Annotated in this window: 22 protein-coding genes; 10 read left to right on the plus strand and 12 right to left on the minus strand. The window is 64.0% G+C overall.

Annotated elements, in window-relative coordinates:
* Positions 1–7: 7 nt before the first annotated feature.
* The 3 genes from coaE to HBJ55_RS01955 are packed head-to-tail and all read left to right on the plus strand — an operon-like array spanning position 8 to position 1,766.
* Positions 8–613, plus strand: coding sequence for a dephospho-CoA kinase (gene coaE / locus HBJ55_RS01945; RefSeq protein WP_167110486.1), 606 nt, complete (start codon positions 8–10; stop codon positions 611–613).
* 59 nt (positions 614–672) lie between these two features.
* A complete protein-coding gene (yacG, locus tag HBJ55_RS01950; protein ID WP_167110488.1) occupies positions 673–900 on the plus strand; it encodes a DNA gyrase inhibitor YacG in 228 nt (75 codons plus the stop codon).
* A 2-nt stretch (positions 901–902) separates the two neighbouring features.
* A complete protein-coding gene (locus tag HBJ55_RS01955; RefSeq protein ID WP_422674163.1) occupies positions 903–1,766 on the plus strand; it encodes a DNA replication terminus site-binding protein in 864 nt (287 codons plus the stop codon).
* 20 nt (positions 1,767–1,786) lie between these two features.
* On the opposite strand, the gene HBJ55_RS01960 is transcribed toward HBJ55_RS01955, so the two are convergent.
* Positions 1,787–2,545, minus strand: a complete 759-nt coding sequence (locus HBJ55_RS01960; protein WP_167110490.1) for a tellurite resistance TerB family protein — start codon at positions 2,543–2,545, stop codon at positions 1,787–1,789.
* A gap of 77 nt (positions 2,546–2,622) precedes the next feature.
* A complete protein-coding gene (locus HBJ55_RS01965; protein WP_167110492.1) occupies positions 2,623–3,222 on the minus strand; it encodes a 2-hydroxychromene-2-carboxylate isomerase in 600 nt (199 codons plus the stop codon).
* On the opposite strand from HBJ55_RS01965, the gene HBJ55_RS01970 reads away from it, so the two are divergent.
* The 3 genes from HBJ55_RS01970 to HBJ55_RS01980 all read left to right on the plus strand — a co-directional run bounded on the left by HBJ55_RS01970 (position 3,221) and on the right by HBJ55_RS01980 (position 6,721).
* A complete protein-coding gene (locus HBJ55_RS01970) occupies positions 3,221–3,442 on the plus strand; it encodes a hypothetical protein (protein ID WP_167110494.1) in 222 nt (73 codons plus the stop codon). The genes HBJ55_RS01965 and HBJ55_RS01970 overlap by 2 nt on opposite strands.
* 68 nt (positions 3,443–3,510) lie before the next feature.
* Positions 3,511–5,949: a Lon protease family protein gene (locus tag HBJ55_RS01975; RefSeq protein ID WP_338071954.1), complete on the plus strand. Its 2,439-nt coding sequence runs from the start codon at positions 3,511–3,513 to the stop codon at positions 5,947–5,949.
* Entirely contained in the window at positions 5,939–6,721 is a 783-nt protein-coding gene (locus tag HBJ55_RS01980) for an adenine nucleotide alpha hydrolase family protein (protein WP_167110498.1), read from the plus strand. The genes HBJ55_RS01975 and HBJ55_RS01980 overlap by 11 nt, the downstream gene beginning before the upstream one ends.
* A gap of 45 nt (positions 6,722–6,766) precedes the next feature.
* Here the strand turns inward: HBJ55_RS01980 and HBJ55_RS01985 are convergent, their stop codons facing one another.
* Positions 6,767–6,967 carry a hypothetical protein gene (locus tag HBJ55_RS01985; RefSeq protein ID WP_167110500.1) on the minus strand — a complete coding sequence of 67 codons (201 nt, stop codon included), beginning with the start codon at positions 6,965–6,967 and terminating at the stop codon, positions 6,767–6,769.
* A gap of 98 nt (positions 6,968–7,065) precedes the next feature.
* Positions 7,066–7,476, minus strand: a complete 411-nt coding sequence (locus HBJ55_RS01990; RefSeq protein WP_167110502.1) for an SRPBCC family protein — start codon at positions 7,474–7,476, stop codon at positions 7,066–7,068.
* Between the two features lie 285 nt (positions 7,477–7,761).
* On the opposite strand from HBJ55_RS01990, the gene rimO reads away from it, so the two are divergent.
* Positions 7,762–9,123: a 30S ribosomal protein S12 methylthiotransferase RimO gene (rimO, locus tag HBJ55_RS01995; RefSeq protein WP_167110504.1), complete on the plus strand. Its 1,362-nt coding sequence runs from the start codon at positions 7,762–7,764 to the stop codon at positions 9,121–9,123.
* A gap of 96 nt (positions 9,124–9,219) precedes the next feature.
* Here the strand turns inward: rimO and rpsA are convergent, their stop codons facing one another.
* The 7 genes from rpsA to HBJ55_RS02030 all read right to left on the minus strand — a co-directional run bounded on the left by rpsA (position 9,220) and on the right by HBJ55_RS02030 (position 19,988).
* On the minus strand, positions 9,220–10,896 hold the full coding sequence (gene rpsA / locus HBJ55_RS02000; RefSeq protein WP_167110506.1) for a 30S ribosomal protein S1: 1,677 nt from the start codon (positions 10,894–10,896) through the stop codon (positions 9,220–9,222).
* Positions 10,897–11,075: 179 nt separating this feature from the next.
* Positions 11,076–11,762 carry a (d)CMP kinase gene (gene cmk / locus HBJ55_RS02005; protein WP_167110508.1) on the minus strand — a complete coding sequence of 229 codons (687 nt, stop codon included), beginning with the start codon at positions 11,760–11,762 and terminating at the stop codon, positions 11,076–11,078.
* Positions 11,759–14,026 (minus strand): bifunctional prephenate dehydrogenase/3-phosphoshikimate 1-carboxyvinyltransferase, encoded by a 2,268-nt coding sequence (locus HBJ55_RS02010; protein ID WP_338071956.1) that lies wholly within the window; start codon positions 14,024–14,026, stop codon positions 11,759–11,761. Before HBJ55_RS02010 ends, cmk begins: the two co-directional genes overlap by 4 nt.
* A 23-nt stretch (positions 14,027–14,049) precedes the next feature.
* Entirely contained in the window at positions 14,050–15,141 is a 1,092-nt protein-coding gene (gene pheA, locus HBJ55_RS02015) for a prephenate dehydratase (RefSeq protein ID WP_167110510.1), read from the minus strand.
* A 3-nt stretch (positions 15,142–15,144) separates the two neighbouring features.
* Complete coding sequence (serC, locus tag HBJ55_RS02020; RefSeq protein ID WP_167110512.1) at positions 15,145–16,230, minus strand: 3-phosphoserine/phosphohydroxythreonine transaminase; 1,086 nt, start codon at positions 16,228–16,230, stop codon at positions 15,145–15,147.
* A gap of 302 nt (positions 16,231–16,532) precedes the next feature.
* Positions 16,533–19,265, minus strand: coding sequence for a DNA gyrase subunit A (gene gyrA, locus HBJ55_RS02025; RefSeq protein ID WP_167110514.1), 2,733 nt, complete (start codon positions 19,263–19,265; stop codon positions 16,533–16,535).
* A gap of 294 nt (positions 19,266–19,559) precedes the next feature.
* Entirely contained in the window at positions 19,560–19,988 is a 429-nt protein-coding gene (locus tag HBJ55_RS02030) for a thioesterase family protein (RefSeq protein WP_167110516.1), read from the minus strand.
* A 181-nt stretch (positions 19,989–20,169) separates the two neighbouring features.
* Here HBJ55_RS02030 and HBJ55_RS02035 point away from each other — a divergent pair, with 181 nt between their 5' ends.
* Genes HBJ55_RS02035 through HBJ55_RS02045 form a run of 3 tightly spaced genes read left to right on the plus strand, consistent with a single transcriptional unit; the run spans position 20,170 to position 23,488 of the window.
* A complete protein-coding gene (locus HBJ55_RS02035) occupies positions 20,170–21,099 on the plus strand; it encodes a recombination-associated protein RdgC (protein ID WP_167110518.1) in 930 nt (309 codons plus the stop codon).
* 26 nt (positions 21,100–21,125) lie between these two features.
* Positions 21,126–22,316 (plus strand): 1-acyl-sn-glycerol-3-phosphate acyltransferase, encoded by a 1,191-nt coding sequence (locus tag HBJ55_RS02040; protein WP_167110668.1) that lies wholly within the window; start codon positions 21,126–21,128, stop codon positions 22,314–22,316.
* The gene (locus HBJ55_RS02045; protein ID WP_167110520.1) at positions 22,313–23,488 is read left to right on the plus strand and encodes a cation diffusion facilitator family transporter; all 1,176 of its coding nucleotides are present in this window, start codon (positions 22,313–22,315) and stop codon (positions 23,486–23,488) included. The genes HBJ55_RS02040 and HBJ55_RS02045 overlap by 4 nt, the downstream gene beginning before the upstream one ends.
* Positions 23,489–23,598: 110 nt before the next feature.
* Here the strand turns inward: HBJ55_RS02045 and HBJ55_RS02050 are convergent, their stop codons facing one another.
* Positions 23,599–24,573, minus strand: coding sequence for a tetratricopeptide repeat protein (locus HBJ55_RS02050; protein ID WP_422674164.1), 975 nt, complete (start codon positions 24,571–24,573; stop codon positions 23,599–23,601).
* Between the last annotated feature and the right edge of the window lie 9 nt (positions 24,574–24,582).

Genomic DNA, 24,582 nt, shown 5'->3' on the forward strand with positions numbered 1-24,582 from the left:
ACCTGTTTTGATCGTCGGTGTAACGGGCGGCATCGCTTCCGGCAAGAGCACCGTGGCGCGGGCCTTCGCGGTGCTGGGCGTACCCTGGGTGGATGCCGATGACGTGGCCCGCGAAGTGGTGGAGCCGGGTGAGCCGGCGCTGGCCGAGATTGCCGAGCGCTTCGGCGGGCATGTTTTGCAGGCCGATGGCAGCCTGAATCGTCGCGCGCTGCGTGAGATCGTATTCGCCGCCCCGAGTGAGCGCCTCTGGCTCGAGTCGGTCACCCACCCGCGCATTCGCCAGCGCATCGTCGCGCACCTGGAGCGCCTGCAGGCCGAGGGGGCACCCTACGTGCTACTGGTCTCGCCGCTGCTGTTCGAATCGGGCCAGAGCGAGATGGTCGACCGTTGCCTGGTGATCGACGTGCCGGAGAGCCTGCAGTTCGCCCGCACCGCCACCCGCGACGATGTCGACGAAGCCCAGGCCCGCGCCATCGTGGCCGCTCAGATGCCACGCAGCGAGCGCCTGGCCCGAGCTGACGACGTGATCGACAACAGCGGCAGCGAGGAAGATCTTGCTGCCCAGGTCGCCGAGCTGGATCGGCGCTACCGTGAAATGGCGGCCAGCCGATAGCCCACACGATCGCCCATAAACGCTAGAATGGGCGGAAAGCCACCAACCGCTGCGGATTCATGAGCCAACACAACCAACGCCCCCTGACCGTCGCCTGCCCGCAATGCCAGAAGAAGGTGGAGTGGAGCGAGAAGAACCCCTACCGTCCCTTCTGCAGCGAGCGCTGCAAGCTGATCGACCTGGGCGCCTGGGCCGACGAGTCGCACCGTATTGCCGGTGAGCCGGCACTCGACGAGAGCAACATCGATGAGTGGCTGGCCCGCGCCGACCGGGGCGAAGATCGGTGAACCTGGCGCCGGCCCCGACCTATCGGCTTCTGGCCGAACTGGAGGTCGCCTTCGATATGCTGATCGAGCGCACCGAGGGGCTGCTCGAGGCCTATGCCGCTTCGCCCGCCGAGGCCTGGGCCTTCCAGGCCGAAGCCAGCACCGAGTGGCTGCGCCGTGCCTTGCTCGATTTCTGGTACACCGACGGCCAGGACGGCCGCGCCACCCGTAGCCACGTCGGATTGGTGGCTGCCGATGAAGCGCTGATGGCCAGAGTGGTCGAGGTGAATGCAGCCAAGGCCGAATTCGCCGAACAGCTGGCACGCATCAAGGCCGAGGATCCTCCGCTGCTGGCCGAGGCCAAGGCGGTGCTGCCTTTCCGTCACCCACAGCTGCACGACCACCTGCGCGGCAGCGGCCTGGCGCGGCTGCACCTCAAGCAGTGCTGGCGAGCCATTCCCGTGGCCGAGGCGCCGGTGGCCCGGGTCCGCCTGGCCTGGTACTCGAGCGGCCGCTCGATCAAGCGCCTGACGGTACGCGAGGTAGAAAAGAAACTGCTGGCGCTGGATAGCGATGCGCCCCATGTGCGCATTCAGCTACGCAAGCTGGCCGCCCTGCCTTCGAGCGAGCCGTTGGCCCAGGTGCAGAGCCAGGCGCCCTTGATGCGCGCCAACCTGTTCTATTGCGAGCCGCTGGAAGACGGCCGTAGCCGCCGCGCCATGAACGTGGCGCTACCGCTTTTCCTGCCCGCACCACGTGGACGCCTGCCCGACCACAACCTGCCTCCGGCCGCCCCGCCACAGAGCCGCACCCGGGCACGGCGCAGCGACGAGAAGCTGGAAGAACATCCCTACCTGCCCTCGCTGCGGATCTTCCGCTACCGCTGAAGCGAACCGGAACCGCGTTTCTAACCGGCCTGCTGCGCCTGATGCTCCAGCTCCCCGGCAAGTTCGGCCGGAAGCTTCAGCGCCTTGGCCAACTGATCGAGCCAGGCCCGTTCCATGGGGTTCTGCTCGTCGATTACCGCCACGCTGATCAGGTACATTTCGCGCGCCGCCTGGGGTGAATCCGCCTGACGCGCCAGCGCTTCGGCATCCAGCGGGGCGCTGAGCTGCTGCTCGACCCAGCGGTGCAGCTCGTCGTCGGCGCCCAGGGCGTCGATCTGCTGGGTAATCAGCTCGCGCTCCTGCGCATCGATATGCCCATCGGCACGGGCGGCCATGATCATGGCTTGCAGCAGCTCGAGACTGCGGCGCTCCTGGTACTCGCCTTCCAACTCTTCGACCCGCGCCCCCTCGGCCCCACTGGCGGCCGTCTGGCCGCTCTTGTCCTGCGAGCCTTGTGCGTTCTGGGAAGAGCTTTGAGAGTTCTGCCAGGCTTTCCAGGCCAGCATGCCGACCGCTGCGATCGCGCCATACTTGAGCGCCTTGCCGCCGAGCTTGCGACCGCGCTTGGAGCCGACCAGCAGCCCCATGGCGCCGCCACCCAGCAGGCTCTTCACATCCACGCCACCGCCGCCGGCCGACGCCTGGCCCGACGAGCCGCCTCCCAGTTGGCGGGTCAGGCCGTCGAGCATGCCTTTCACATCCACGCCCCCGCTATTCCGGTTACCGCTCTGGCCACCGGCCTGCTGCATCAGCTGCTGCAATATCTTGCTGGCGTTCATCGATTTCTCTCCTTAGGAATCAACATGCATGACCACGCCGGTTCTTCGCGGGAACGGGGCCTGGCCAGGCAACGATATCAGGCAGGGCTTGAAGACTCATGCCATTCCAGCGCCTGCTCCATGCGGTCGTAGCCCCAGAACGGCTCGTCGCCGGCCATGAAGAACGGCGCACCGAAGATGCCTAGCGCCTGGGCCTGGGCCGTGGCATCGCGCAGTGCTTCCTTGGCTTCGGGCCGCTGGCCCTCCTCCAGCAGGAAGGCGGCGTCGAGCTTGAGTTCCGCCAGGCAGTTGGCGATGACCCGGTGGTCGGCGATGTCCTCGTCGTGCTCGAAATTGGCGCGGTAGACACTGCGTACGAATGCAGGCACCCACTCCTCCTCGGCGTGCCAGTTGGCGATACGTGCCGCCAGCAGGCCGTTGCGGGGAAATTGCGAAGGGCGGCGGAAGCGGATGCCATCGCGCTCGCACAGGCGCTCGACATCCCGCCACATGTAGCGCCCCTTGGCCGGGTAGAGATTGAAGGGCGTGTCGTTCAACCCTTGGGCCTGGAAGATCGGCCCCAGCAGGAAGGGCTGCCAGTGCACCTCGATGTCACGCTCGGCGGCCTCGTGCTCGAGCCGCATCGCGGCTGGGTAGGAGTAAGTGCTGGCGAAATCGAACCAGAAGGTAAAGGTCATGATGGCTCCTCTTGGTAAGCCGATGGTGACAAATACATTGCCGCTACTCCTTCGGGCCTTGTGCGGCTTGCAAGCCGATGCCGAGCGCTACGCCAATACCAATGCCCAGGGGAAGATTACCCAGCATACTGCCGATGGCGCTTCCCAGGGCAATACCTATGGCAATCCACATCAATATTCCTCTCCCGTTCACCGCCGTGCGGCCTGGCCTACCCTTTGACCTGCATCATGCAGTATGGGTCGCTATTCGCCATACTAGGCTGTATTAGCGAATAAGGAGAACGCTTGGTGAAACCCCTGGAGCCCTTGACCGCCACGCAGGTCTATCTTGCCTGCCCCGAGGATGCCTTCGACTTCGAGGTTACCAGCGAGCTGGAAACATTGGACATGCTCACCAGCCACGAGCGCGCTCGCGATGCGCTGGACTTCGGCACTGCGATGCGCAGTGAAGGCTTCAACCTCTACGTGCTCGGCCATCCCGGCCACGGCAAGCACCAGATGGTGGAACGCTTCCTCACCAAGCGTTCACGCGACGAGCCCTCGCCTCCCGACATCGCCTATCGCTATAACTTCGACGACCCCTCGCGTCCACGCCACCTGCTGTTGCCTTCAGGCATGGGACGCGTGCTTCGCGCCGATATCGAGCAACTGGTCGAGGAGTTGCGTACGGCCATACCCGCCCTATTCGAGGGCGACGAGTACCAGAACCGCTTGCACGAACTGAAGCAGGCGATGGGCGAACGCCAGCGCGACGCCATCGAGGCGGTACGCCGCGAGGCACGCGAGCACGACATTCTGCTGATTTCCACTCCCAATGGCTTCACTTTCGCTCCCGCCAAGGGTGACGCGATGATGTCACCGGACGAATACGAGAAGCTTCCGCGGGACGAGCGCGAGCGCATCGAGCGCACGGTGGAAGTACTGCAGAAGAAGCTGAGCCTGGCGATTCGTCAGATGCCACGCTTGGCCAAGCAACTGCGCGAGCAGATCAAGGCATTGAACGAGGACGTACTCCAATCGGTGATCGATGCCCCATTGAGCGAACTGGAGGAGCGCTACGACGATCACAGTGGTGTCCTGGACCATCTAGCGTCGATTCGCCAGGCGATCCTTCAGCATGCCGACTCGTTTCTGCTGGAGGAGCCGGATATTTCGCCGGAGTCGGTGTTCAACCGTTTCCTGCTCAATCTCATCGTCGACAACCAGAGCTGCGAGGGTGCGCCGGTAGTCTACGTGGACCTGCCAACCCACCCGCATCTGGTGGGACGCATCGAGCAGAACGTACACAACGGCACCCTATTGACCGACTTCTCGCTGATTCGTGCCGGCGGCCTTCACCGAGCCAATGGCGGCTACCTGCTCCTGGATGCGCGCACTTTGATGATGCAAGCCGGCGCCTGGGAGTCGCTCAAGCGCGTCTTGCATGCCGGTGAGATTCGCACCGAGTCGTTGGACCAGGCCTACGGCCTCATCAGCACCACCACGTTGGAGCCCGAACCGGTGCCGCTGGACGTGAAAGTGGTGCTGCTGGGAGAGCGACATCTCTATTACCATTTATGCCAGCGCGACCCCGACTTCCTCGAGCTGTTCAAGGTCCAGGCCGATCTGGAGGACGAACTGGATCGCAATCACGGCAACCAGCCGCTCTACGCGCGCATGATCGCCACCCTGGCCCGCGAAGCAGCGCTGCGTCCTTTCGATCGCAGCGGCGTGGCGGCGATCATCGAGCGCGCCAGCCGGCTGGCCGACGATCAGGGCAAGCTCGTCGCTCGACACCGAGTGCTGAGCGACCTGCTACGGGAGGCCGACCACTGGGCGGATCGAGATGGCGCCAAGGTAGTCTCACGCGAACACGTCGAGAAGGCGGTCGAGCAGCAACTGTGGCGCGCCAGTCGCCTGCATGAGCTCAACCATGAGCAGATCTCGCGCGGCATAGTGGCGATCGAGATCGAGGGAAGGCGAATCGCTCAGGTCAATGGCCTCACGGTGCTCAGCATGGGCGATTACGCCTTTGGCCAGCCGACCCGAATCACGGCGACCGCCCGCCCCGGCCCCGGTCATGTGGTCGATATCGAACGCGAGGCGCGCCTGGGCGGACGCATCCACTCCAAGGGAGTCATGATCCTGTCGCGCTGCCTGGCCAGCCGCTATGCCCCGGAAGTGCCGCTGTCGCTCTCCGCCAGCCTTGCCTTCGAACAATCCTACGGTGGCGTCGAAGGCGACAGCGCGTCGGTAGCGGAAGCCTGCGCTTTGATTTCGGCCATTGCCCGGGTGGGCATCGACCAGCGCCTGGCGGTAACCGGCTCCATCGACCAGCATGGTCGCGTCCAGGCCGTGGGCGGGGTCAACGAGAAGATCGAGGGTTTCTTCGATATCTGCCAGGCACGCGGCGGCGTGAAGGGGCATGCCGTGCTGCTGCCTGCCACCAATGTCGAGCACTTGATGCTCAAGCGTGAGGTGCGCGAAGCCATAGCCGCCGGCGACTTCAGCATCTATGCCATCGAACACCTGGACCAAGCGCTGGAGCTACTGACCGGTATGGCACCCGGCGAGCAAGACGCCGGCGGGGCCTACCCGGAAGAGAGTTTGAATGCCAGGGTGGCTGAACGATTGGAAGCCTTCCATCGAGCGGTAAAGAAACGCTATGGCCCGGACAAGGGCGACGGTAACGGTGACGGTGACGTTAGAGACGACCCGGGCAACGAGGAACGCAGCAATGACGAATGACGATACCTTGCCCGACGATCCGCAAAAGCTCCAGGCGGCACGGGTGCTGGCCCTGCTTGACGCCTCGCGCCACAGCCTGGCCGCCCTTGCCGCGGCGGTGGAGCTGGCAAGCGAGTGTCATGCCGAGCTGGTTGCACTCTATGTGGAGGATATCGACCTGCTGCGCTGCGCCGCCTTCCCCTTTTCCTGCGAGATCGGCGCTCAGTCCGGGCTGACTCGGCCGCTCACGTCCGGCTCGCTCGAGGTCTGTATCGCCCGGCAGCTGCAGCGGGTACGGCAGGCTCTCTCCGGGGCCGTGGCCGGGCGCAGCCTGCGCCATCGGCTTGAAGTCAGCCGCGGCCAGGTGACCACCGCTGCTCTGGACATGGCCAGAAAAGACGATGTGTTGGTACTGGGCAAGACAGGCACCAGCGAGCATTGGGGACCCCGGCTCGGCTCCACCAGCCGCCGACTGGTATTCGAAGCTACCTGTACGGTATTGCTGTGGGATGAACGCCAAGCGGTCAAGCGTGGCCCGTTACGCTGGTTGGCAGCATCGCCAGGCTCCAGCAGCCCGGAGCAGACAGCCACACCGGCGTTGACAGAATGGCTGGCATCGCTTTTCGAAGGAGCCGCCCCCTTGCCCTTGCGCCATGCCGGCGACCTGGAAAGCGCATTGACGCATGCTGCTGCCGGTGGCCTGCTGCTGCACCGTCACGAGTTGACCCGCCTGCTGGAGGAAGAACCGGAATTGATCGCCAAGGTACCATTGCCGATAATCATCACGGATTGACCCTGCAGTGCCTCCTGCCTTCTTTCACTTGCGGGGCCTTTCGGCTTAAGCGTTGAGCTTGCCCTCCTTCCCAGCAGGTACGCTAGCGGCAGATGCGGTAGCGACAGGAGTTGCCTCTTCCCCGGACTGCAGGGGCGGTTCCTTCAAACGCGGCATCGCGGCAACACGAACATCGATATAGTACAGCGCACCAAGTAGGGCAAACAGGACCGCCAGGCACAACATGAGACCCTCGATCACGCTCACGACAGCTTTCCTCTCAGAGGCCGACGCGGCCTCGTCGAATCGAGTGTAGTCCTGGCCGGAGAAAAGCAATAGAGGGCGGGCGTGGCTTTTTTGATAGCCTAGAGCCGCGCCTCCACCCGCTCCAGAATCTGGCGGCTGACCTTGTTCACCAGCGGCTTGGCAGCCTTGGTCACGGCCTTTTCGACCAACCGGTTGCGTATGGTGTAGGTCAGCGTGAAGGAGACTTCGGTGCCCGCCTCCACCGGGCGGAGCCGATAGCAGCCCTGGTTGTGGACGCCATCCACCGACTCCCAGGCCAGGACTTCGGGCGGCCGGTTCTTGGTGATGGCCACGTCGAAGGTCCAGTCCATGCCCACGGCGTGCACGTGCCAGCGATAGCGTTCGCCGCCGAGCGGCTCGATCGCCTTGATCAGGTCGGAGTAGTCGACGAAGTCCTCGACCCGCTCCAGCAGGGCAAAGACCCGTTCCGGCGAAGCCTGGAGAATTGCGCTGTGTTCGATCGTGGCCATGCGGTTCCCTATGCTGCTATACGACGCTAAAATGCTCCACTTTCTGCAGGGTACCCATCCTGCCGATCGATAGCTAACGAGAATAGCTAAGGAAACACTGCACAAATGCCTGCGCGAGCGAATCACTGCGTTGCGCGGTGCTCGGAATCCTCACATATACCCCATATGCTCCGGTTCCTGTGCTCCGTGCGCCTTGCGCTTCATCTCGCTCGGCGATTTGTTCAGCGCGTCCTAAATCTTCGCTCGCGCAGGCATTTGCCCTTCATTTTTCCACTGAGGTAGTACATGTCCACACCCAAGGTCGGTTTCGTCTCACTGGGCTGCCCCAAGGCGCTGGTGGATTCCGAGCGTATCCTGACCCAGCTGCGCACCGAGGGCTACGAGATCGTGCCCAGCTATGACGACGCCGACGTGGTGGTGGTCAATACCTGCGGCTTCATCGACAGCGCCAAGGCCGAGTCACTGGATGCCATCGGCGAGGCCATCGCCGAGAACGGCAAGGTGATCGTCACCGGCTGCATGGGCGTGGACGAAAGCGCGATTCGCCAGGTACACCCCAGCGTGCTGGCGGTGACCGGCCCGCAGCAGTACGAGCGGGTGGTCGGCGCCGTGCACGAGGCGGCCCCGCGCGACCACCGGCACGATCCGCTCCTCGACCTGGTACCGGCCCAGGGCGTGAAGCTCACCCCGCGCCACTATGCCTACCTGAAGATCTCCGAGGGCTGCAACCATAGTTGCAGCTTCTGCATCATTCCCTCCATGCGCGGCAAGCTGGTGAGCCGTCCAGTGGGCGAGGTACTCAAGGAAGCCGAGGGGCTGGCCAAGGCCGGCGTGAAGGAGCTCCTGGTGATCTCCCAGGACACCAGCGCCTACGGCGTGGACCTGCGCTATGCGACTAGCGAGTGGCGCGGCCGCGAGGTCAAGACGCGCCTCACCGAGCTGTGCGAGGCACTCTCCGAGCTCGGCATTCGGGTACGGCTGCACTACGTCTACCCCTACCCCCACGTGGACGAGCTGATTCCGCTGATGGCCGAGGGCAAGATCCTGCCCTACCTGGACATCCCATTCCAGCACGCCAGCCCCAAGGTGCTCAAGGCAATGAAGCGACCCGCCTTCGAGGACAAGACCCTGGCGCGCATCAAGCGCTGGCGTGAGCTGTGCCCCGAGCTGACCATTCGCTCTACGTTCATCGTCGGCTTCCCCGGCGAGACCGAGGAAGACTTCCAATACCTGCTCGACTGGCTGAGCGAAGCCCAGCTCGACCGCGTAGGCTGCTTCCAGTACTCCCCGGTGGATGGGGCGCCGGCCAACGAGCTGGGCCTGGAACCGGTGCCGGACGAAGTGAAGCAGGAGCGCTGGGAGCGCTTCATGGCGCATCAGCAGCAGATTTCCGCCGCCCGGCTCGAGCGCAAGATCGGCCGCGAGATCGAAGTGCTGGTGGACGAGGTCGACGAAGAGGGCCCGATCGGCCGCAGCGAAGCCGACGCTCCCGAAATCGACGGCATGGTCTTCCTGGATTCCAAGCGTACCCTGCGCCCCGGCGACGTGGTGCGAGCGCGCGTGACCAACGCCGATGAATACGACCTGTGGGCCGAAGTGATCGAAGAGAGTCAGCCCGTCAAGTTCATGGATTTTTATGGTGCTTGAATAAAAGGCCCAGACGCAAAAACGCCACCCTAGGGTGGCGTTTTTGTTGGCTACGAGAGCCGGGTTCGGGCTCCGCAAGCGGAGCCCGAAGGACGATCAGTCCTGACCCATCTGCTGCTTGATGAGGTCGCCGATGGTGGTCGGGCCACCGGTCTCGACTTCCTGCTCGCGCAGCTTCTTCAGGTTCTGACGAGTGTCGTCCTGATCCTTGGCCTTGATCGACAGGTTGATCGCACGGTTCTTGCGATCGACGCTGACGATGCGGGCTTCGACGGTGTCGCCCTCGGTCAGCACGTTGCGCGCGTCTTCGACGCGGTCGGCGCTGATCTCGGAAGCCTTGAGCACGGCAACGACGTCAGTCGCCAGCTCGACGTGAGCTTCCTTGGCATCGACCTCGACCACACGGCCGGAGACGATGGAGCCCTTGTCGTTGACGGCCAGGTACTCGGCCACCGGGTCGGAGTCGAGCTGCTTGATGCCAAGCGAAATGCGCTCACGCTCCGGGTCGATGGAGAGAATGACGGCTTCGGCTTCGTCGCCCTTCTTGAAACGGCGCACGGCTTCTTCGCCAGTCTCGGACCAGGACAGGTCGGAGAGGTGAACCAGGCCGTCGATGCCGCCTTCCAGACCGATGAAGATTCCGAAGTCGGTGATCGACTTGATGGAACCGGACACGCGGTCGCCCTTGTTGTACTGGGCGCTGAAGGTTTCCCACGGGTTCGGGGTGCACTGCTTGATACCCAGGGAGATACGACGACGCTCCTCGTCGATGTCGAGGATCATGACTTCCACTTCGTCGCCGATGTTGACGACCTTCGACGGGTGGATGTTCTTGTTGGTCCAGTCCATCTCGGAGACGTGAACCAGGCCTTCGACACCCTCTTCCAGCTCGGCGAAGCAGCCGTAGTCGGTGAGGTTGGTGACGCGGGCCGGAACCACGGTACCCTCGGGGTAGCGGTCCTTGATGTTGACCCACGGATCTTCGCCCAGCTGCTTCAGGCCCAGGGAGACGCGGTTGCGCTCGCGGTCGAACTTGAGCACCTTGACGTTGATCTCGTCGCCCACGGCAACGATCTCGCTCGGATGCTTGATGCGCTTCCAAGCCATGTCGGTGATGTGCAGCAGGCCATCGACGCCGCCCAGGTCGACGAAGGCGCCGTAGTCGGTCAGGTTCTTGACGATACCGAGGATCTGCTGGCCTTCCTGCAGGGTGGCGAGCAGAGCTTCACGCTCGGCGCTGTTCTCGGCTTCGAGCACGGCGCGGCGCGAAACGACCACGTTGTTGCGCTTGGGGTCGAGCTTGATGACCTTGAAGTCGAGTTCCTTGTGCTCGAGGTGCGTGGTGTCGCGCACCGGACGCACATCGACCAGGGAACCCGGGAGGAATGCACGGATGGAGTCGATGTCGACGGTGAAGCCGCCCTTGACCTTGCCGTTGATCACGCCCTTGACGATTTCTTCTTTCTCGAAGGCCGCTTCCAGGACCTTCCAGGCTTCGGCGCGCTTGGCCTTCTCGCGAGACAAACGGGTCTCGCCGAAACCGTCTTCGACGGCTTCCAGGGCGACACTGACTTCGTCGCCGACGGCGATAGTGAGCTCGCCGTTATCGTCGCGGAACTGCGCCGCGGGAATCTGCCCTTCAGACTTCAGGCCGGCATTGACGGTGACCCAGTCACCTTCGATGTCGACGACGGTAGCCGTGACGATCGCGCCCGGCTCCATGTTGATGTCCTGCAGTGACTGTTCAAACAGTTCAGCAAAGCTTTCGCTCATGATTTTCCTACGTGATCAACGGTGTTGAGGCGTTGCCGCCTTCTCCGCACCACCAGCGAGTGCGGGCCTTATTTACCAAACCCCCGGGGACGTTAGCGCTGGTTGGACCTGGCCGGGCTTGCAAGAGTGTTATTGCCCGACCATGCCATGACATCCGCTCGAGGGCGCCGCAAGGGAGATCAAGTCTCGGGGACGAGGCCGCGTTCTGCGAGCCACTCCGTCAACCGTTCCACCACTTCCGGTATCTTCAGGCTCGTGGTATCAAGCGTTATGGCATCATCGGCCGGCTTGAGTGGAGCCACGCTGCGCTGCATGTCGCGTGCATCGCGTGCCTGAATTTCCTTCAAAAGACTCGATAGACTAGCATCCACCCCCGCCTCCTGCAACTGGAGGTGGCGCCTGCGCGCCCGCTCTTCGGGGCTCGCCGTGAGGAATACCTTGAGCTCGGCATCGGGGAACACCACGGTCCCCATGTCGCGACCGTCGGCAACCAGCCCCGGGGGCTTGCGAAAGTCGCGCTGACGCTGCAGCAATGCCTGGCGCACGCCATTGAGAGCGGCGACCTGCGAGGCGGCATCGCCTACCTGCTCGGTGCGGATCTCATGGCTGACGTCGTCGCCCTCGAGCAGCACGCGGGTCTTGTCGTCCTCGGCGAGAAACACGACGTCGAGCTTGGCCGCGAGTCGCTCCAGCTCGGCCTCGTCATCCAGTGCCACGCCGTGGCGCATGGCGGCCAGTGCCGTCAAACGATAGAGCGCACCGCTATCCAGCAGGTGCCAGCCCAGGCGCTCGGCGACCAGGCGGCTGATGGTGCCCTTGCCGGCACCGCCGGGCCCATCGAGGGTCAACACCTTGGCCTCGCTCATGCTTTCACCCCTTGCGCTTCCTCGCCCACTCTGAGGCCAACTACACGGGCAAGTTCCGTGAAACCGGGGAAGGAGGTGGCGACGTTGGCGCAGTCATCGATGACGATCTCCTCGCCGGCCCGCAGGGAAGCGATGACGAAGGCCATGGCGATGCGATGGTCGCCCAGACTGTCGATGCGCCCGCCGCCGTAGGCGACTTCACGATCGCCGGCACCGACGATGTCGATGCCGTCTTCCTGCACGGTGTGTTCGACTCCCAGGGTCGCAAGACCGTCGGCCATGGCCTGGATGCGGTCGGACTCCTTGACGCGCAACTCCTCGGCACCGCGCAGGCGGGTGGTGCCGGTGGCACAGGCGGCGGCGATGAATAGCGCCGGAAACTCATCGATGGCCAGCGGCACCTGATCGACGGGAATGTCGATGCCCTTGAGCGGCGCATAACGGATATGCAGGTCGGCCACCGGCTCGCCGCCCACTTCATGCTCGTTGGTCAGGCGCAGGTCGGCCCCCATCAGCTTGAGGATGTTGATCACGCCGATACGCGTGGGGTTGATGCCGACGTGCTCGAGGATCAGGTTGGAGCCCGGCGTGATCGCCGCGGCCACCAGAAAGAAGGTGGCGGAGGAGATGTCCGAGGGTACGTCGATGGGCGCCGCGGTCAGCTTGCCGCCGCCCTGCAGCCAGCAGTTATCGCCTTCGCGGTCGACGCGATAACCGAACCCGGTCAGCATGCGCTCGGTATGATCGCGGGTGGGCGCCGGCTCGCGCACGCGGGTCTCGCCTTCGGCATAGAGCCCGGCGAGCAGCAGGCAGGATTTCACCTGGGCACTGGCCATGGGCATGTCGTAGTGGATGCCCTTGAGCTTCTGGCCGCCGTGGATCTTCAGCGGCGGGCGCCCACCTTCGGCGGTATCGATCTTGGCCCCCATCAGCCGCAGAGGATCGGCCACGCGACCCATGGGGCGCTTGGTCAGCGAGGCATCGCCGATCAGCTCGGTGCTGAAGGCCTGCCCCGCCAACAGGCCGGCGAACAGGCGCATGGCGGTACCGGCATTGCCCACGTAGAGCGGGCCGGAAGGCGCCTTGAGTCCGTGCATGCCGACACCGTGAACGGTGACGCGGCCCTGGTGCGGGCCTTCGATGGCCACGCCCATCTCGCGGAATGCCTGCAGGGTGGCCAGGCTGTCCTCCCCTTCCAGAAAGCCCTTCACTTCCGTGACGCCTTCGGCCAGCGCACCGAGCATGATCGAACGGTGGGAGATCGACTTGTCGCCCGGTACGCGGATGCGGCCGGCTACACGGCCACCGGGTGCGGCCCGGAAAGTGAGTTTGCCTTGTTCTTGCATTTGGTATTCCGCCTGATAACTGGTCTGGTTCAGGAGAGAGTCGAAATAGCGTCGTGCGTGGCTGGCACGGTCGAAAATGGCAAGCATAGCATCGCCGTCGCCCGCTTCCACTGCCTGGCGCAGCCTGCCGAGCCCCGCCTCGAAGTCGTCGAGGGAGGCCAGCACCGCATCGCGATTGGCGGTGAAGATATCGCGCCACATCACCGGGTCGCTGCCGGCGATGCGGGTGAAGTCGCGAAAGCCACCGGCGGCGTAGCGGAAGATCTCCAGCCGCTCGTCCTGGCGTGCCAGGGTGTCCACCAGCGAGAAGGCGAGCAGGTGCGGCAGGTGGCTGGTACGCGCCAACACCTGGTCGTGCCGGTCGACGCCCATCTCCAGCACCTCGGCGCCGCAAGCCTGCCACAGCGCTTGTACCCGGGCCACTGCAGCCGGTGCCGTTTCGGGGGCCGGGGTGAGGATCACCTTGTGCCCGACGTAGAGCCGCGGGTTGGAGGCCGCCACACCGCTCTTCTCGGAGCCGGCAATGGGGTGGCCCAGCACCAGGCCCGCCGGCAGCTTACCGAAGGCCGCCAGGGCGCAATCGCGCACCGCGGCCTTGGTGCTGCCCACATCGGTGATGACCACGCGCGGGGATCCGCCCTCCAGCGCTTCCGGCGGCAGCGCCGTGGCGAGTTCGGCCATCACGCCCCGCATGGCCAGCACCGGCACCGCCAGCACGATCAGCGTGGCACCTTCCACCAGCGGCGCGAGCCGGGTATCGCCGTGATCGATCAGGCCCATCTCGATGCCGCGTTCGATCTCGTCGGGGTCCGGGTCGCAGGAATGGATGGTTCCACTGAAGCCGGCAGCACGCAACGCGGCGGCGAGCGAGCCGCCGATCAGCCCCAGGCCGACGATGAGGATGCGCGTTTCATTCACGGGTGTCGTACCGCCCACCACGCTTACAGCACACCTACGGGGTAGGAGCCGAGCACCTTCACTTCGGAAGCGCGCAGGCGCACCTCCTCGAGCACCGCGGCGACCCGAGGCTCGTCGACGTGACCCTTGAAGTCGATGAAGAACACGTAGTTCCAAACCCCGGTGCGCGAGGGACGCGTCTCCAGGCGGGTCAGATCGATACTATGCCGGTGGAACGGTTCGAGCAGGTCGTGCAGAGCGCCGGGCTGGTTGCGCATGGCGACCACGATCGAGGTCTTGTCCTCGCCCGACATCGGCACGTGCTGGCTGCCGATGATCAGGAACCGCGTGGAGTTATCGGGGCGGTCTTCGATCTTCTCCGCCACCTTCTCCAGGCCGTAGAGCTTGGCCGCCATGTCGCCGGCGATGGCGGCGCTGTGCCACTCGCTCTTGATCATGCGCGCCGCCTCGGCGTTGGACGAGACCGGCACCCGCTCGGCGCGGGGGTAGTGAGCATCGAGCCACTTGCGACACTGCGCCAGCGACTGCGGGTGCGAGTAGACCCGAGAGACCTTGTCACGCAGCGTGGTGTCTGCCACCAGCAGATGGTGATGGATACGCAGCACCACCTCGCCGCAGATATGGATCGAGGAATCCATGAACGAATCCAGGGTGTGGCTGACCACGCCCTCGGTGGAGTTCTCTACCGGCACCACACCGTAGTTGACCGCTCCCGCCTCCACTTCGCGGAAGACTTCGTCGATGGCGGCCATGGGCATGCTCACCGCGCTCTCGCCGAAGTGCTTGAGCGCCGCCTGCTGGGTGAAGGTGCCCTCGGGGCCGAGGTAGGCCACCTTGGTGGGCTGCTCCAGCGCCAGGCAGGCGGACATGATCTCGCGGAACAGTCGCGCCATCTCCTCGCTGTTGAGCGGCCCCGGGTTGAGTTCCATGATGCGGCGCAGTACCTGGGCTTCGCGTTCGGGGCGATAGAAGACGGCCCCGGGGTCGCTCTGGGTCTTGACCTCGGCGACCTGCTTGGCGCAATCGGCTCGGGCGCTGATCAGGCGCAGGATTTCGTTATCGAGCTCGTCGATGCGCTCGCGCAGCGAGTCGAGATTGACGGGGGTATCGGTCATGGCTTATCCCCTGCGTTGCTCGAAGTCGGCCATGAAGTCGATCAGCGTATCGACGGCCGCTTCGGGTACGGCATTGTAGAGGCTCGCCCGCATGCCGCCGACGCTGCGGTGGCCCTTGAGGTTGAGCAGCCCGGCTTCCTCGGCTTCGGCCAGGAACGGCTTGTCGAGGCGCTCGTCGGCCAGCACGAAGGGTACGTTCATGCGCGAACGATTGCGCAAGGCGATCGGGTTGGAGTAAAGGCCGCTAGAATCGATCGCTGCATACAGCTTGGCTGCCTTGCGCGCGTTGATGGTCGCCATGGCCTCGAGCCCGCCGATGTCGTGCTTGAGCCACTGGAACACCAGCCCCGCCAGGTACCAAGCGTAGGTGGGCGGCGTGTTGACCATGGAGCCCGCCTCGGCCACGGCCTGGTAGTCGAACAGGCTGGGAATGCGCTGGCAGCGCTGGTCGAGCAGGTCGTCGCGCACCAGCACCAGGGTCAGACCGGCGGGGCCGATGTTCTTCTGCGCCCCGGCATAGATCACGCCGAAGCGCGATACGTCGAGCGGCTCGGCCAGAATGCTCGATGAGTAGTCGCACACCAGCGGCACGCTGACGTCGGGAATGTAGTCGAACTCGAGCCCGCCGATGGTTTCGTTGGCGGTGTAGTGCAGGTAGGCCGCGTCACTCGACAGCGCCAGCTCCGCCTGGGTCGGCACTTCGGTGTGGCCGCTGGCTTCACTGGAGCCTGCCATGTGCACGGCAAAGCCAAGCTGCTTCGCTTCCGCCAGCGCCTTCTTGCCCCAGATGCCGGTGTAGAGGAAGTTGGCCGTGCCGCCCTGCCCCAACAGGTTCATTGGCACCATGGAGAACTGCAGGCTGGCGCCGCCCTGCAGGAACAGCACCTTGTAGTTCTCGGGTATGGCGAGCAGCTCGCGCAGGTCGGCCTCGGCCTGCTCGGCGATGGCCACGAACTCGGGCGAGCGGTGGCTCATTTCCATTACCGAGAGCCCACGGCCGTGGTAGTCGAGCATCTCTTCCCGCGCGCGCTCCAGCACCGCGGTGGGCAGCGCCGCAGGACCGGCGCAGAAGTTATAGTGGCGTGTCATCAGCGTCGTGGTTCCGTTCTACTCATATCATGGCCATGCGTCAGGCGAGGTGAGCGCCCTAGCAGACGATGAGCTATCCCGGCGACCAGCCTGCGCGAGGGCGCTGTGAACCCCTCCTTGGGCGCTACTTTTGCCTGCGGCGCTCTTGCATCCTGCACCGCTTGCAGGGCCTGGGTTGGCCATCCTTGGCCAACCCGTTCGGCGGGAAGAACATGTTCTTCTGATTCCGCCTCACCCATAGCAAAAGACCCTCGCTTCGACTGGTCCCCGGCGCTCATCGCTCGGCATGGTGCGGCAAGCCTTTATTCGTCGTTCCGGGTCTCGTCCGTGGTGCCATTCTCATCCGCACCCTGCTCCGGCGAACCCGCTCCACCGGATGGTGCTGCCTCTTCGGACTCACCCTCGATGGCTTCGCTCACGATCTCCTCCGGCTCGTCGATGCGCACGGTCTTGACCAGCTTCTCGTCGTTGCCCAGGCGGATCAGCATCACGCCCTGGGTGTTGCGCGAGGTGATCGAGACTTCATCGACGCGGGTACGCACCAGGGTGCCGCGGTCGGTGATCAGCATCATCTCGTCGGCCGAGTAGACCTGCATGGCCGCCACCAGGGAGCCGTTGCGCTCGCTGGTCTGCATGGCGATCACGCCCTGGCCGCCGCGTCCGCGCAGCGGGAACTCCTCGAGCCGGGTACGCTTGCCGTAGCCGTTCTCGGAAGCGGTGAGGATGTAGATCTGTCCGCCATTGCCGTTCTCCAGCGCAGCGCCCTCTTCAGCTTCCGTCTCGCTGTCGGCGTCGGCATCGATCTGCTGGCTCTGCGGGATGATCAGGCTGATCACCTCGGCACCGCCGAGCAGCCGCATGCCGCGTACGCCGCGGGCGGTACGCCCCATGGCGCGCACGTTGGTCTCTTCGAAGCGGATCGCCTTGCCATTGGACGACAGCAGCATCACGTGGTCGTTGCCAGAGGTAATCGCGGCGCCCACCAGGCGGTCGTCTTCTTCGATGTCGATGGCAATCAGGCCGACGCTGCGCGGGCGCGAAAACTGGTCGAGGCTGGTGCGCTTGACCGTGCCCTTGGCGGTGGCGAAGAAGATATAGCAGTCGGGGCTGTAGTCCTTCACCGGCATGATGGCGTTGATCGCCTCGCCTTCGTCCAATGGCAGCAGGTTGACCAGCGGCTTGCCACGCGAGCCACGGCTGGCGGCCGGCATCTCGTAGACCTTGAGCCAGTAGACCTTGCCCTTGTTGGAGAACAGCAGCACGGTGTCGTGGGTGGAAGCCACCAGCAGGTGCTCGATGACATCCTCGTCCTTCATCGAGGTGGCCGACTTGCCACGCCCGCCACGGCGCTGGGCCTGGTAGTCGGAGAGCGGCTGGGTCTTGGCATAGCCGGTGCGCGACACCGTGACCACCATATCTTCCTCGGCGATCAGGTCTTCGATGGAGAGATCGAGGTGGCTGGCCTGGATCTCGGTGCGCCGCGCATCGCTGAACTGATCGCGCACTGCGGTGAGTTCTTCGCGGATCACCTCGAGCAGGCGCTCGCTGGAGGCCAGGATGGCCATCAACTCGGCGATCCTCTCGAGGATGCCGAGGTACTCGTCGAGCAGCTTTTCCGTCTCGAGCCCGGTCAGGCGATGCAGGCGCAACTCGAGGATGGCCTGGGCCTGGGCAGGCGAGAGGCGGTATTCGGTACCGGTGGTGTTGAGGCCGAAGCCCTCTTCCAGCTCCTCGGGCTTGCACGAGGTGGCACCGGCACGCTCGAGCATGGCGGTGACCTGGCCGGGCGGCCACACCTTGTCGAGCAGCTTCTCCTTGGCCTCGGCGGCACTCGGCGAGGCCTTGATCAGCTCGATCACCTCGTCGATGTTGGAGATGGCGACGGCCAGGCCTTCGAGGATATGGCCGCGTTCACGGGCCTTCTTCAGTTCGAACAGGGTGCGCCGGGTAACGACTTCCCGGCGGTGACGGATGAAGGCCTCAAGGATCTCCTTGAGGTTGAGAATCTTCGGCTGGCCGTTTTCGATGGCGACCATGTTGATGCCGAAGACGTTCTGCAGCTGGGTCTGGGCGAAGAGATTATTGACCACCACCTCGCCGGATTCGCCGCGCTTGATCTCGATCACCACGCGCAGGCCTTCCTTGTCGGACTCATCGCGCAGTTCGGCGATACCTTCGATCTTCTTTTCCTTCACCAGCTCGGCGATCTTTTCGATCAGCCGCGCCTTGTTCACCTGGTAGGGAAGCTCGGTGATGATGATGTGGTCGCGGCCGGTCTTGTCGTCATGCTCGATGGTGTGGCGGGCACGCACGTAGATGCGGCCGCGGCCGGTGCGATAGGCCTCGAGGATGCCGGCGCGGCCGTTGATGATGCCGGCCGTGGGGAAGTCGGGACCCGAGATGTACTCCATCAGATCGTCGACGGTCAGGGTATAGTCGTCGATCAGCGCCAGACAGCCGTCGATCACCTCGCCCATGTTGTGAGGCGGGATGTTGGTGGCCATGCCGACGGCGATACCCGAGGAGCCGTTGATCAGCAGGTTGGGCACCTTGGTCGGCAGCACGTCGGGAATGCGTTCGGTGCCGTCGTAGTTGTCGACCCAATCGACGGTGTCTTTCTCGAGGTCGGCGAGCAGCTCGTGAGCGAGCTTGGCCATGCGCACTTCGGTGTAACGCATCGCCGCGGCGCTGTCGCCATCGATGGAACCGAAGTTGCCTTGGCCGTCGACCAGCACGTGACGCATGGAGAAATGCTGCGCCATACGCACGATGGTGTCGTAGACGGCACTATCACCATGGGGGTGGTACTTACCGATGACGTCGCCCACAACGCGGGCCGACTTCTTGTAAGCCTTGTTCCAGTCGTTGCCGAGCTCGTGCATGGCAAACAGCACGCGCCGGTGCACCGGCTTGAGACCGTCGCGCACGTCCGGCAGCGCCCGGCCGATGATCACGCTCATCGCGTAGTCGAGGTACGACTGCTTCAGTTCGTCCTCGATGTTGACTGGCAGAATCTCTCTGGCGATGTCACCCATGGGTCGTCGAGTCCTTTACGCTACAGCGGTTTGGCGCTAAGAAACACTCCACGAATGCCTGCGCGAGCGAATCGCTGCGTTACGCGGTGCTCAGAATCCTCACATATACCCATATGCTCCGGCTCCTGCGCTCCGGGCGCCTTGCGCTTCGTCTCGCTCGTTGATTCGTGCAGCGTTTCTCCTAATACAGCGCGCCATTACAGCCTGCCATCATACCACTCCAACCGGCACAAAGGCAGCGTGTGGGAGCGTGCAAAGGAACACTGGACATGGCCCGCGAGATATTGCTGTCACTTATGTTTCCTTGGGCAGCACCAGCGGCTCCAGTGCCTGGCGAATCTCCCCTTCGATGGCCATGGACTGCTTGGCGTGCACGTCGAGCAGCACGAAGGTGAGGTCGGCATCGGTAATCTGCTGGCCGTCTCCGATGCGACGGATCTCCTGGTACATGCGTGCGCTGCGGCTGCCCAGCTCTGCTACTCGGGTGAGCACTTCGAGATCATCGCCAGCCACCGCCGCCTGGCGATAGTTGATGTTGAGATTGACCGCCACCAGCGCCGGGTTGCCTGAGGCGAAATGCCGGGCAAGCTCGGGACGGTCGTCGAAGTAGCCCCAGCGCCCCTCCTCCAGAAACTCCAAGTAGCGGGCATTGTTGACGTGGCCGTAACCATCCAGGTGGTAACCACGTACGCGCAGGGTGACGCGGGAAATACGCTTGTCCACGGGTAATACTCTCCTTCATTTACTAGGCAAGACTCCGCTCGATTCTAGGCTCGCCCTTGCCCCGGATTCAAACAAGAGTTTGAATTCTCTCCCTGATTCCGGCGAGAAAGCCACAAGAGCCACTGGAACCCACGTTCCCCCTTCGCCATAATATGCGTCCTTTACGCTCAGGAAATGCGCCATGTGGTTCAAGCACTTGCATCTTTACCGCCTGCACGGGTCGGCGGGGATTCCCGCAGCCGACCTGGAAGCCGCCCTGGCCGAGCAGGCGGCACGCACGCCCGGCAGTCAGGAAGCCAGGCGCGTTGGCTGGTGCCCACCCGCCGGGCGCGCCGGTACCGCACTGCTGCACGAGCTGCAGGGGCAACGCTTGATGACCATGCTGCGCCATGAGCGGCTGCTGCCCGCCGGCGTAGTGCGCGAAGAGCTGGAAGAGCGCGGCGCCGATATCGAGGCCCGCGAGGGCCGCAAGCTGCGCCGCCAGGAGAAGCAGGAACTCAAGGAACAGATCTACGAGGAGTTGTTGCCGCGCGCCTTCATCCGCAGCCAAAAGGTCGACCTGTGGTGGGATACGCGGCGCAACCTGATCGCGGTCAACACCAGCTCGCGCAAGCGCGCCGAAGAGGCGCTGGACCTCTTGCGCGAGACGCTTGGCAGCCTGAAGGTCACGCCGCTGGCGACCCAGACCCTGCCGATGCGCGCCATGACCCAGTGGCTTGCCGATGAAGACTCACGCCCCGCCTCGCTGCAGCTCGGCGATCAGGTCGAACTCAAGGCCAAGGGCGACGACGGCGTACTGCGCGCGCGCCAGGTGGATCTGGACAGCGACGAGATCCAACAGCTGCTCTCCGCCGGCAGGCAGGCCAGCCGCCTGGGGGTCGAGGTCGAGGGACGGCTCGCCTATGTGCTGCACGACGACCTGACGCTCAAATCCCTGCGATTCAGTGACGCCCTGATCGACGAAGCGGGCGAGATCGAGGACGATGGCGATGCCATCGTGCGCCTCGAAGCCGACTTCATGCTGATGGCCCAGGCCCTGGCCGAAGAGGTGGAACAACTGGTCACTTGGCTGGGCGGCGAGGCCAATGCCGCTCCGCAGGAAAGTGAATGATTCAACCTGGCAACCAAGACACACCGATGACCGACACCGCGACAGGCACGACTTCAACGGATCCCTGGGCCGATATCCGCCCCTATCGGGACGACGAGGCAGCAGCGGTACTGGCAAAACTGGCCGCAAACCGTGAGCTGCTCGATGCCCTGACCCGCTATCGGCTGCCGCGCCTGAGCCGTACGCTGCCTTGGCTGGCACGGGCCCTGGCCTCCTACGCCATTCGCCGCGAGACACGAGACGTAAACAGCGTGCGCGATTTTCAGATGCGCGTGGCGTATTACATGGAACGCATGATCCGCACCTCCACCGACGATTTTCGCATCGAGGGGCTCGAGCACCTGAATCCCGATACTGCCTATCTATTCATCGGCAACCATCGTGACATCTCGCTGGATCCGGCCTTCGTCAATTACGCTCTGCACCAGGCGGGGCGTGATACGGTGCGCATCGCCATCGGCGACAACCTGCTCAAGAAGCCCTACGTGACCGACCTGATGCGGCTCAACAAGAGCTTCATCGTGCCGCGTGCCCTGCGCGGCAAGCGCGCCATGCTGGCGGCCTATCAGAACCTCTCGAGCTACATTCGCCATTCGATCACCGAGGACAATCACTCGATCTGGATGGCTCAGCGCGAGGGGCGCGCCAAGGACGGCATCGACCGTACCGACACGGCCATCATCAAGATGCTGACCATGGCCAGGCGCCAGGAGGATCGCAGCGCCCCCATCGGCGATGCCATCGCCGAGCTGCGCATGGTACCGGTGTCGATCAGCTACGAGTATGACCCCTGCGACCTGCAGAAAGCGCGTGAACTACACGCCATCCACAGCCAGGGCCGCTACGAGAAGAGCGAATTCGAAGACATTAGCTCCATCGTGGCAGGCATCACCGGCCACAAGGGTCGCGTGGAGCTGCGCTTCGGCGAGCCGCTGGGCACCGGTTTCGACACCCCCGAGGCGGTAGCCGCCGAGATCGACCGCCAAGTGGTCGGTGGGTATCACCTCTTCCCCAGTCACTACCTGGCTTTGGAAGCGCTGGGAGATGCCCCCGAGCTGCTGGACATGAGCGAGGTCAGCGACGTCGACCGGGCACGGTTCCAGGCGCGCCTGAACGATGTGCCTGCGGAACTGCGTGACTGGTGGCTGACCCAGTATGCCAACCCCGTTCGCAACAAGGCGGCACGGCTCGCTGGCCGTGACCTGACATCGCCATGAATACGCTCACTCACCAGCCACCCGACCGCGGCGCCCAGACGCGCGAGGCACATCGGGTCACTCTGGTTGGTGCGGTGATCGACCTTGCGGTCGGCCTGCTCAAGCTCGTCACCGGCATGCTGGTCGGCTCCGCCGCCTTGATCGCAGACGGCATCCACTCTTTCTCCGACCTGGTGACGGATGCCTTCGTGCTGGCGGCAACCCACTTCGGCCGCCAGGCGCCGGACAGCGACCACCCTTATGGCCACGGCCGGATCGAGACGTTGGCCACCCTGTGGCTGGGCAGCGTGTTGATTTTCGTCGCCGGCGGCATCGCCTGGGCCAGCCTCACCCGGCTGCTGGCAGGCGAGCCGATTCCCGCACCGGGGCTGTGGGCCATTGGGGTGGCCGTGATCTCCCTTATCGCCAAGGAGTGGATTTACCGGTACACCCTCGCCGTGGCGAAGCGCGTGCGCTCGCGCCTGCTCGAAGCCAATGCCTGGCACTCGCGCTCGGATGCGCTCTCTACCGGCGTGGTGCTGGTCGGCCTGGTGGCCGCTCAGTTCGGCGCCGGCTGGGTCGACGCCGTAGCCGCCATTTTCGTTGGCGTCATGGTCGGCCAGGTGGGCTGGCGGCTGCTATGGGAATCGGGCCGAGAACTGATCGACACCGCCCTGCCGGAAAGCGACCAGGAGCAGATGAAGGTCATCGCGGAAGCGGTACCCGGCGTGGACAGCGTTCACGACCTGCGTACCCGCTCGGTGGGCAGCCATGTGGTACTCGACCTGCATATCGTGGTGCCGCCGCGGCTGACCGTTTCCGAGGCCCACGAGATCGGCAATGCGGTGAGCCGGCAGCTACGCAACGCCTACCCCGATCTGGCCGACGTGACCTTCCATATCGACCCGGAAGACGACTCCGAACAGATCGAACACAGCCTGCGCCCCGGCCTGCCCCTGCGCCAGGACGTGGAGAACATGCTCGACGACGCATGGCAGGATTGCCCCGTGTGGCAGGACCGTGTTGCCCTCGACCTGCACTATCTCGCAGAACAGATCGATATCTCAGTCTACGTGCATGAACTGCCGCCCCAGCAGAGCCTGGAAGACGCCGCCCGCGAATTGCGCGAGGCCTCCCAGGAGTTGACCTGGGTGGGCAGGCTGCGAGTCTGGCAAGGACCGGGTAAGGGGTAAAGCCGCATCCCCTCGTCCTTGGCGGCTTGCACCTCGGGCTCCAAGGCCAAGGCGCTTAGGCTTAGCGACAGCATCAGCAGAGCGAAGGTCAGCAAGCGTGGCATGGCAGATCAGTAGCCAAAGCGCGGTGGGAAATGTGAGAGCGGCGGCTCGCGGCCGATCCACTTCTCCTCCGCGAGTGCTTCCGCCTGTTCGACTTGTTCATCAGTCAACAGGTCTCTAAATAACCGCTTCGCACCACGTATTTGCCCAGCACCTTGAGTATCAATATCGATGGCATGCAGTACTGCCCATCCTTCTATAACATCTTCTTCGCATGAATAAACGAGGTCATCCTCAGGCTCCAAGTAACACATGGCAATTCCGAGACGGGCGTCATAGCTTCCATTACTTGATCCTTCCTTAACCCAGCTCCAAGCCTCATCATATGCTTCTAAATCGCCTAAAACTCGTGACAGTCTTTCCATTGCAGGAACATAATCTTGCTCTGCTGCTCGTCTAAACCACTGCTTGGCTGCTTGCAAACGTCGGCCGTTGGTTAGGTACCAACCACGTCCGTCGAGAATCTGGCCGCCCAGGATCGTTTGTGCCTCGGGCTGGCCCGCCTCGGCGGCGCGTTCAAGCCATTTGCCGGCCCGACGCGGTTGATCGAACATACGATACACATGGAACATCGCCAGCATGGCATCAAGATCGCCAGCCTCCGCCTGGGGCTGGGCCACGGCCAGGGCAGCATGGTGCCAGTCCTCGTGGCCATCGGGACAACGGTCGCCGGCGGTGCAAGCCCCACCTCGAAACAGTTGCAGCATGGAGTAAACATCGCCTTCTGCTGCAGCCTTTAAGTACCATTCCATGGCTTCTCGGGTCATGCCCAGCATATGCTGTCGCCTCTCCGCCTCTCCCATGTAATACATGGCATCGACATCGCCCGCTTCTGCTGCCTGTTGCAGATAGGGAAGGGCTGCTGTCGAGTGGCCAATATTATAAAGCCGCATCCCCTCGTCCTTGGCGGCTTGCACCTCGGGCTCCAGTGCCCAGGCGCTTGTCGGCAGCATCAGCAGAGCGATAGTCAGCAAGCGTGGCACGGGCCGCAG

The organism is Billgrantia bachuensis, from assembly GCF_011742165.1.
In the GTDB taxonomy this organism is placed as follows: domain Bacteria; phylum Pseudomonadota; class Gammaproteobacteria; order Pseudomonadales; family Halomonadaceae; genus Halomonas; species Halomonas bachuensis.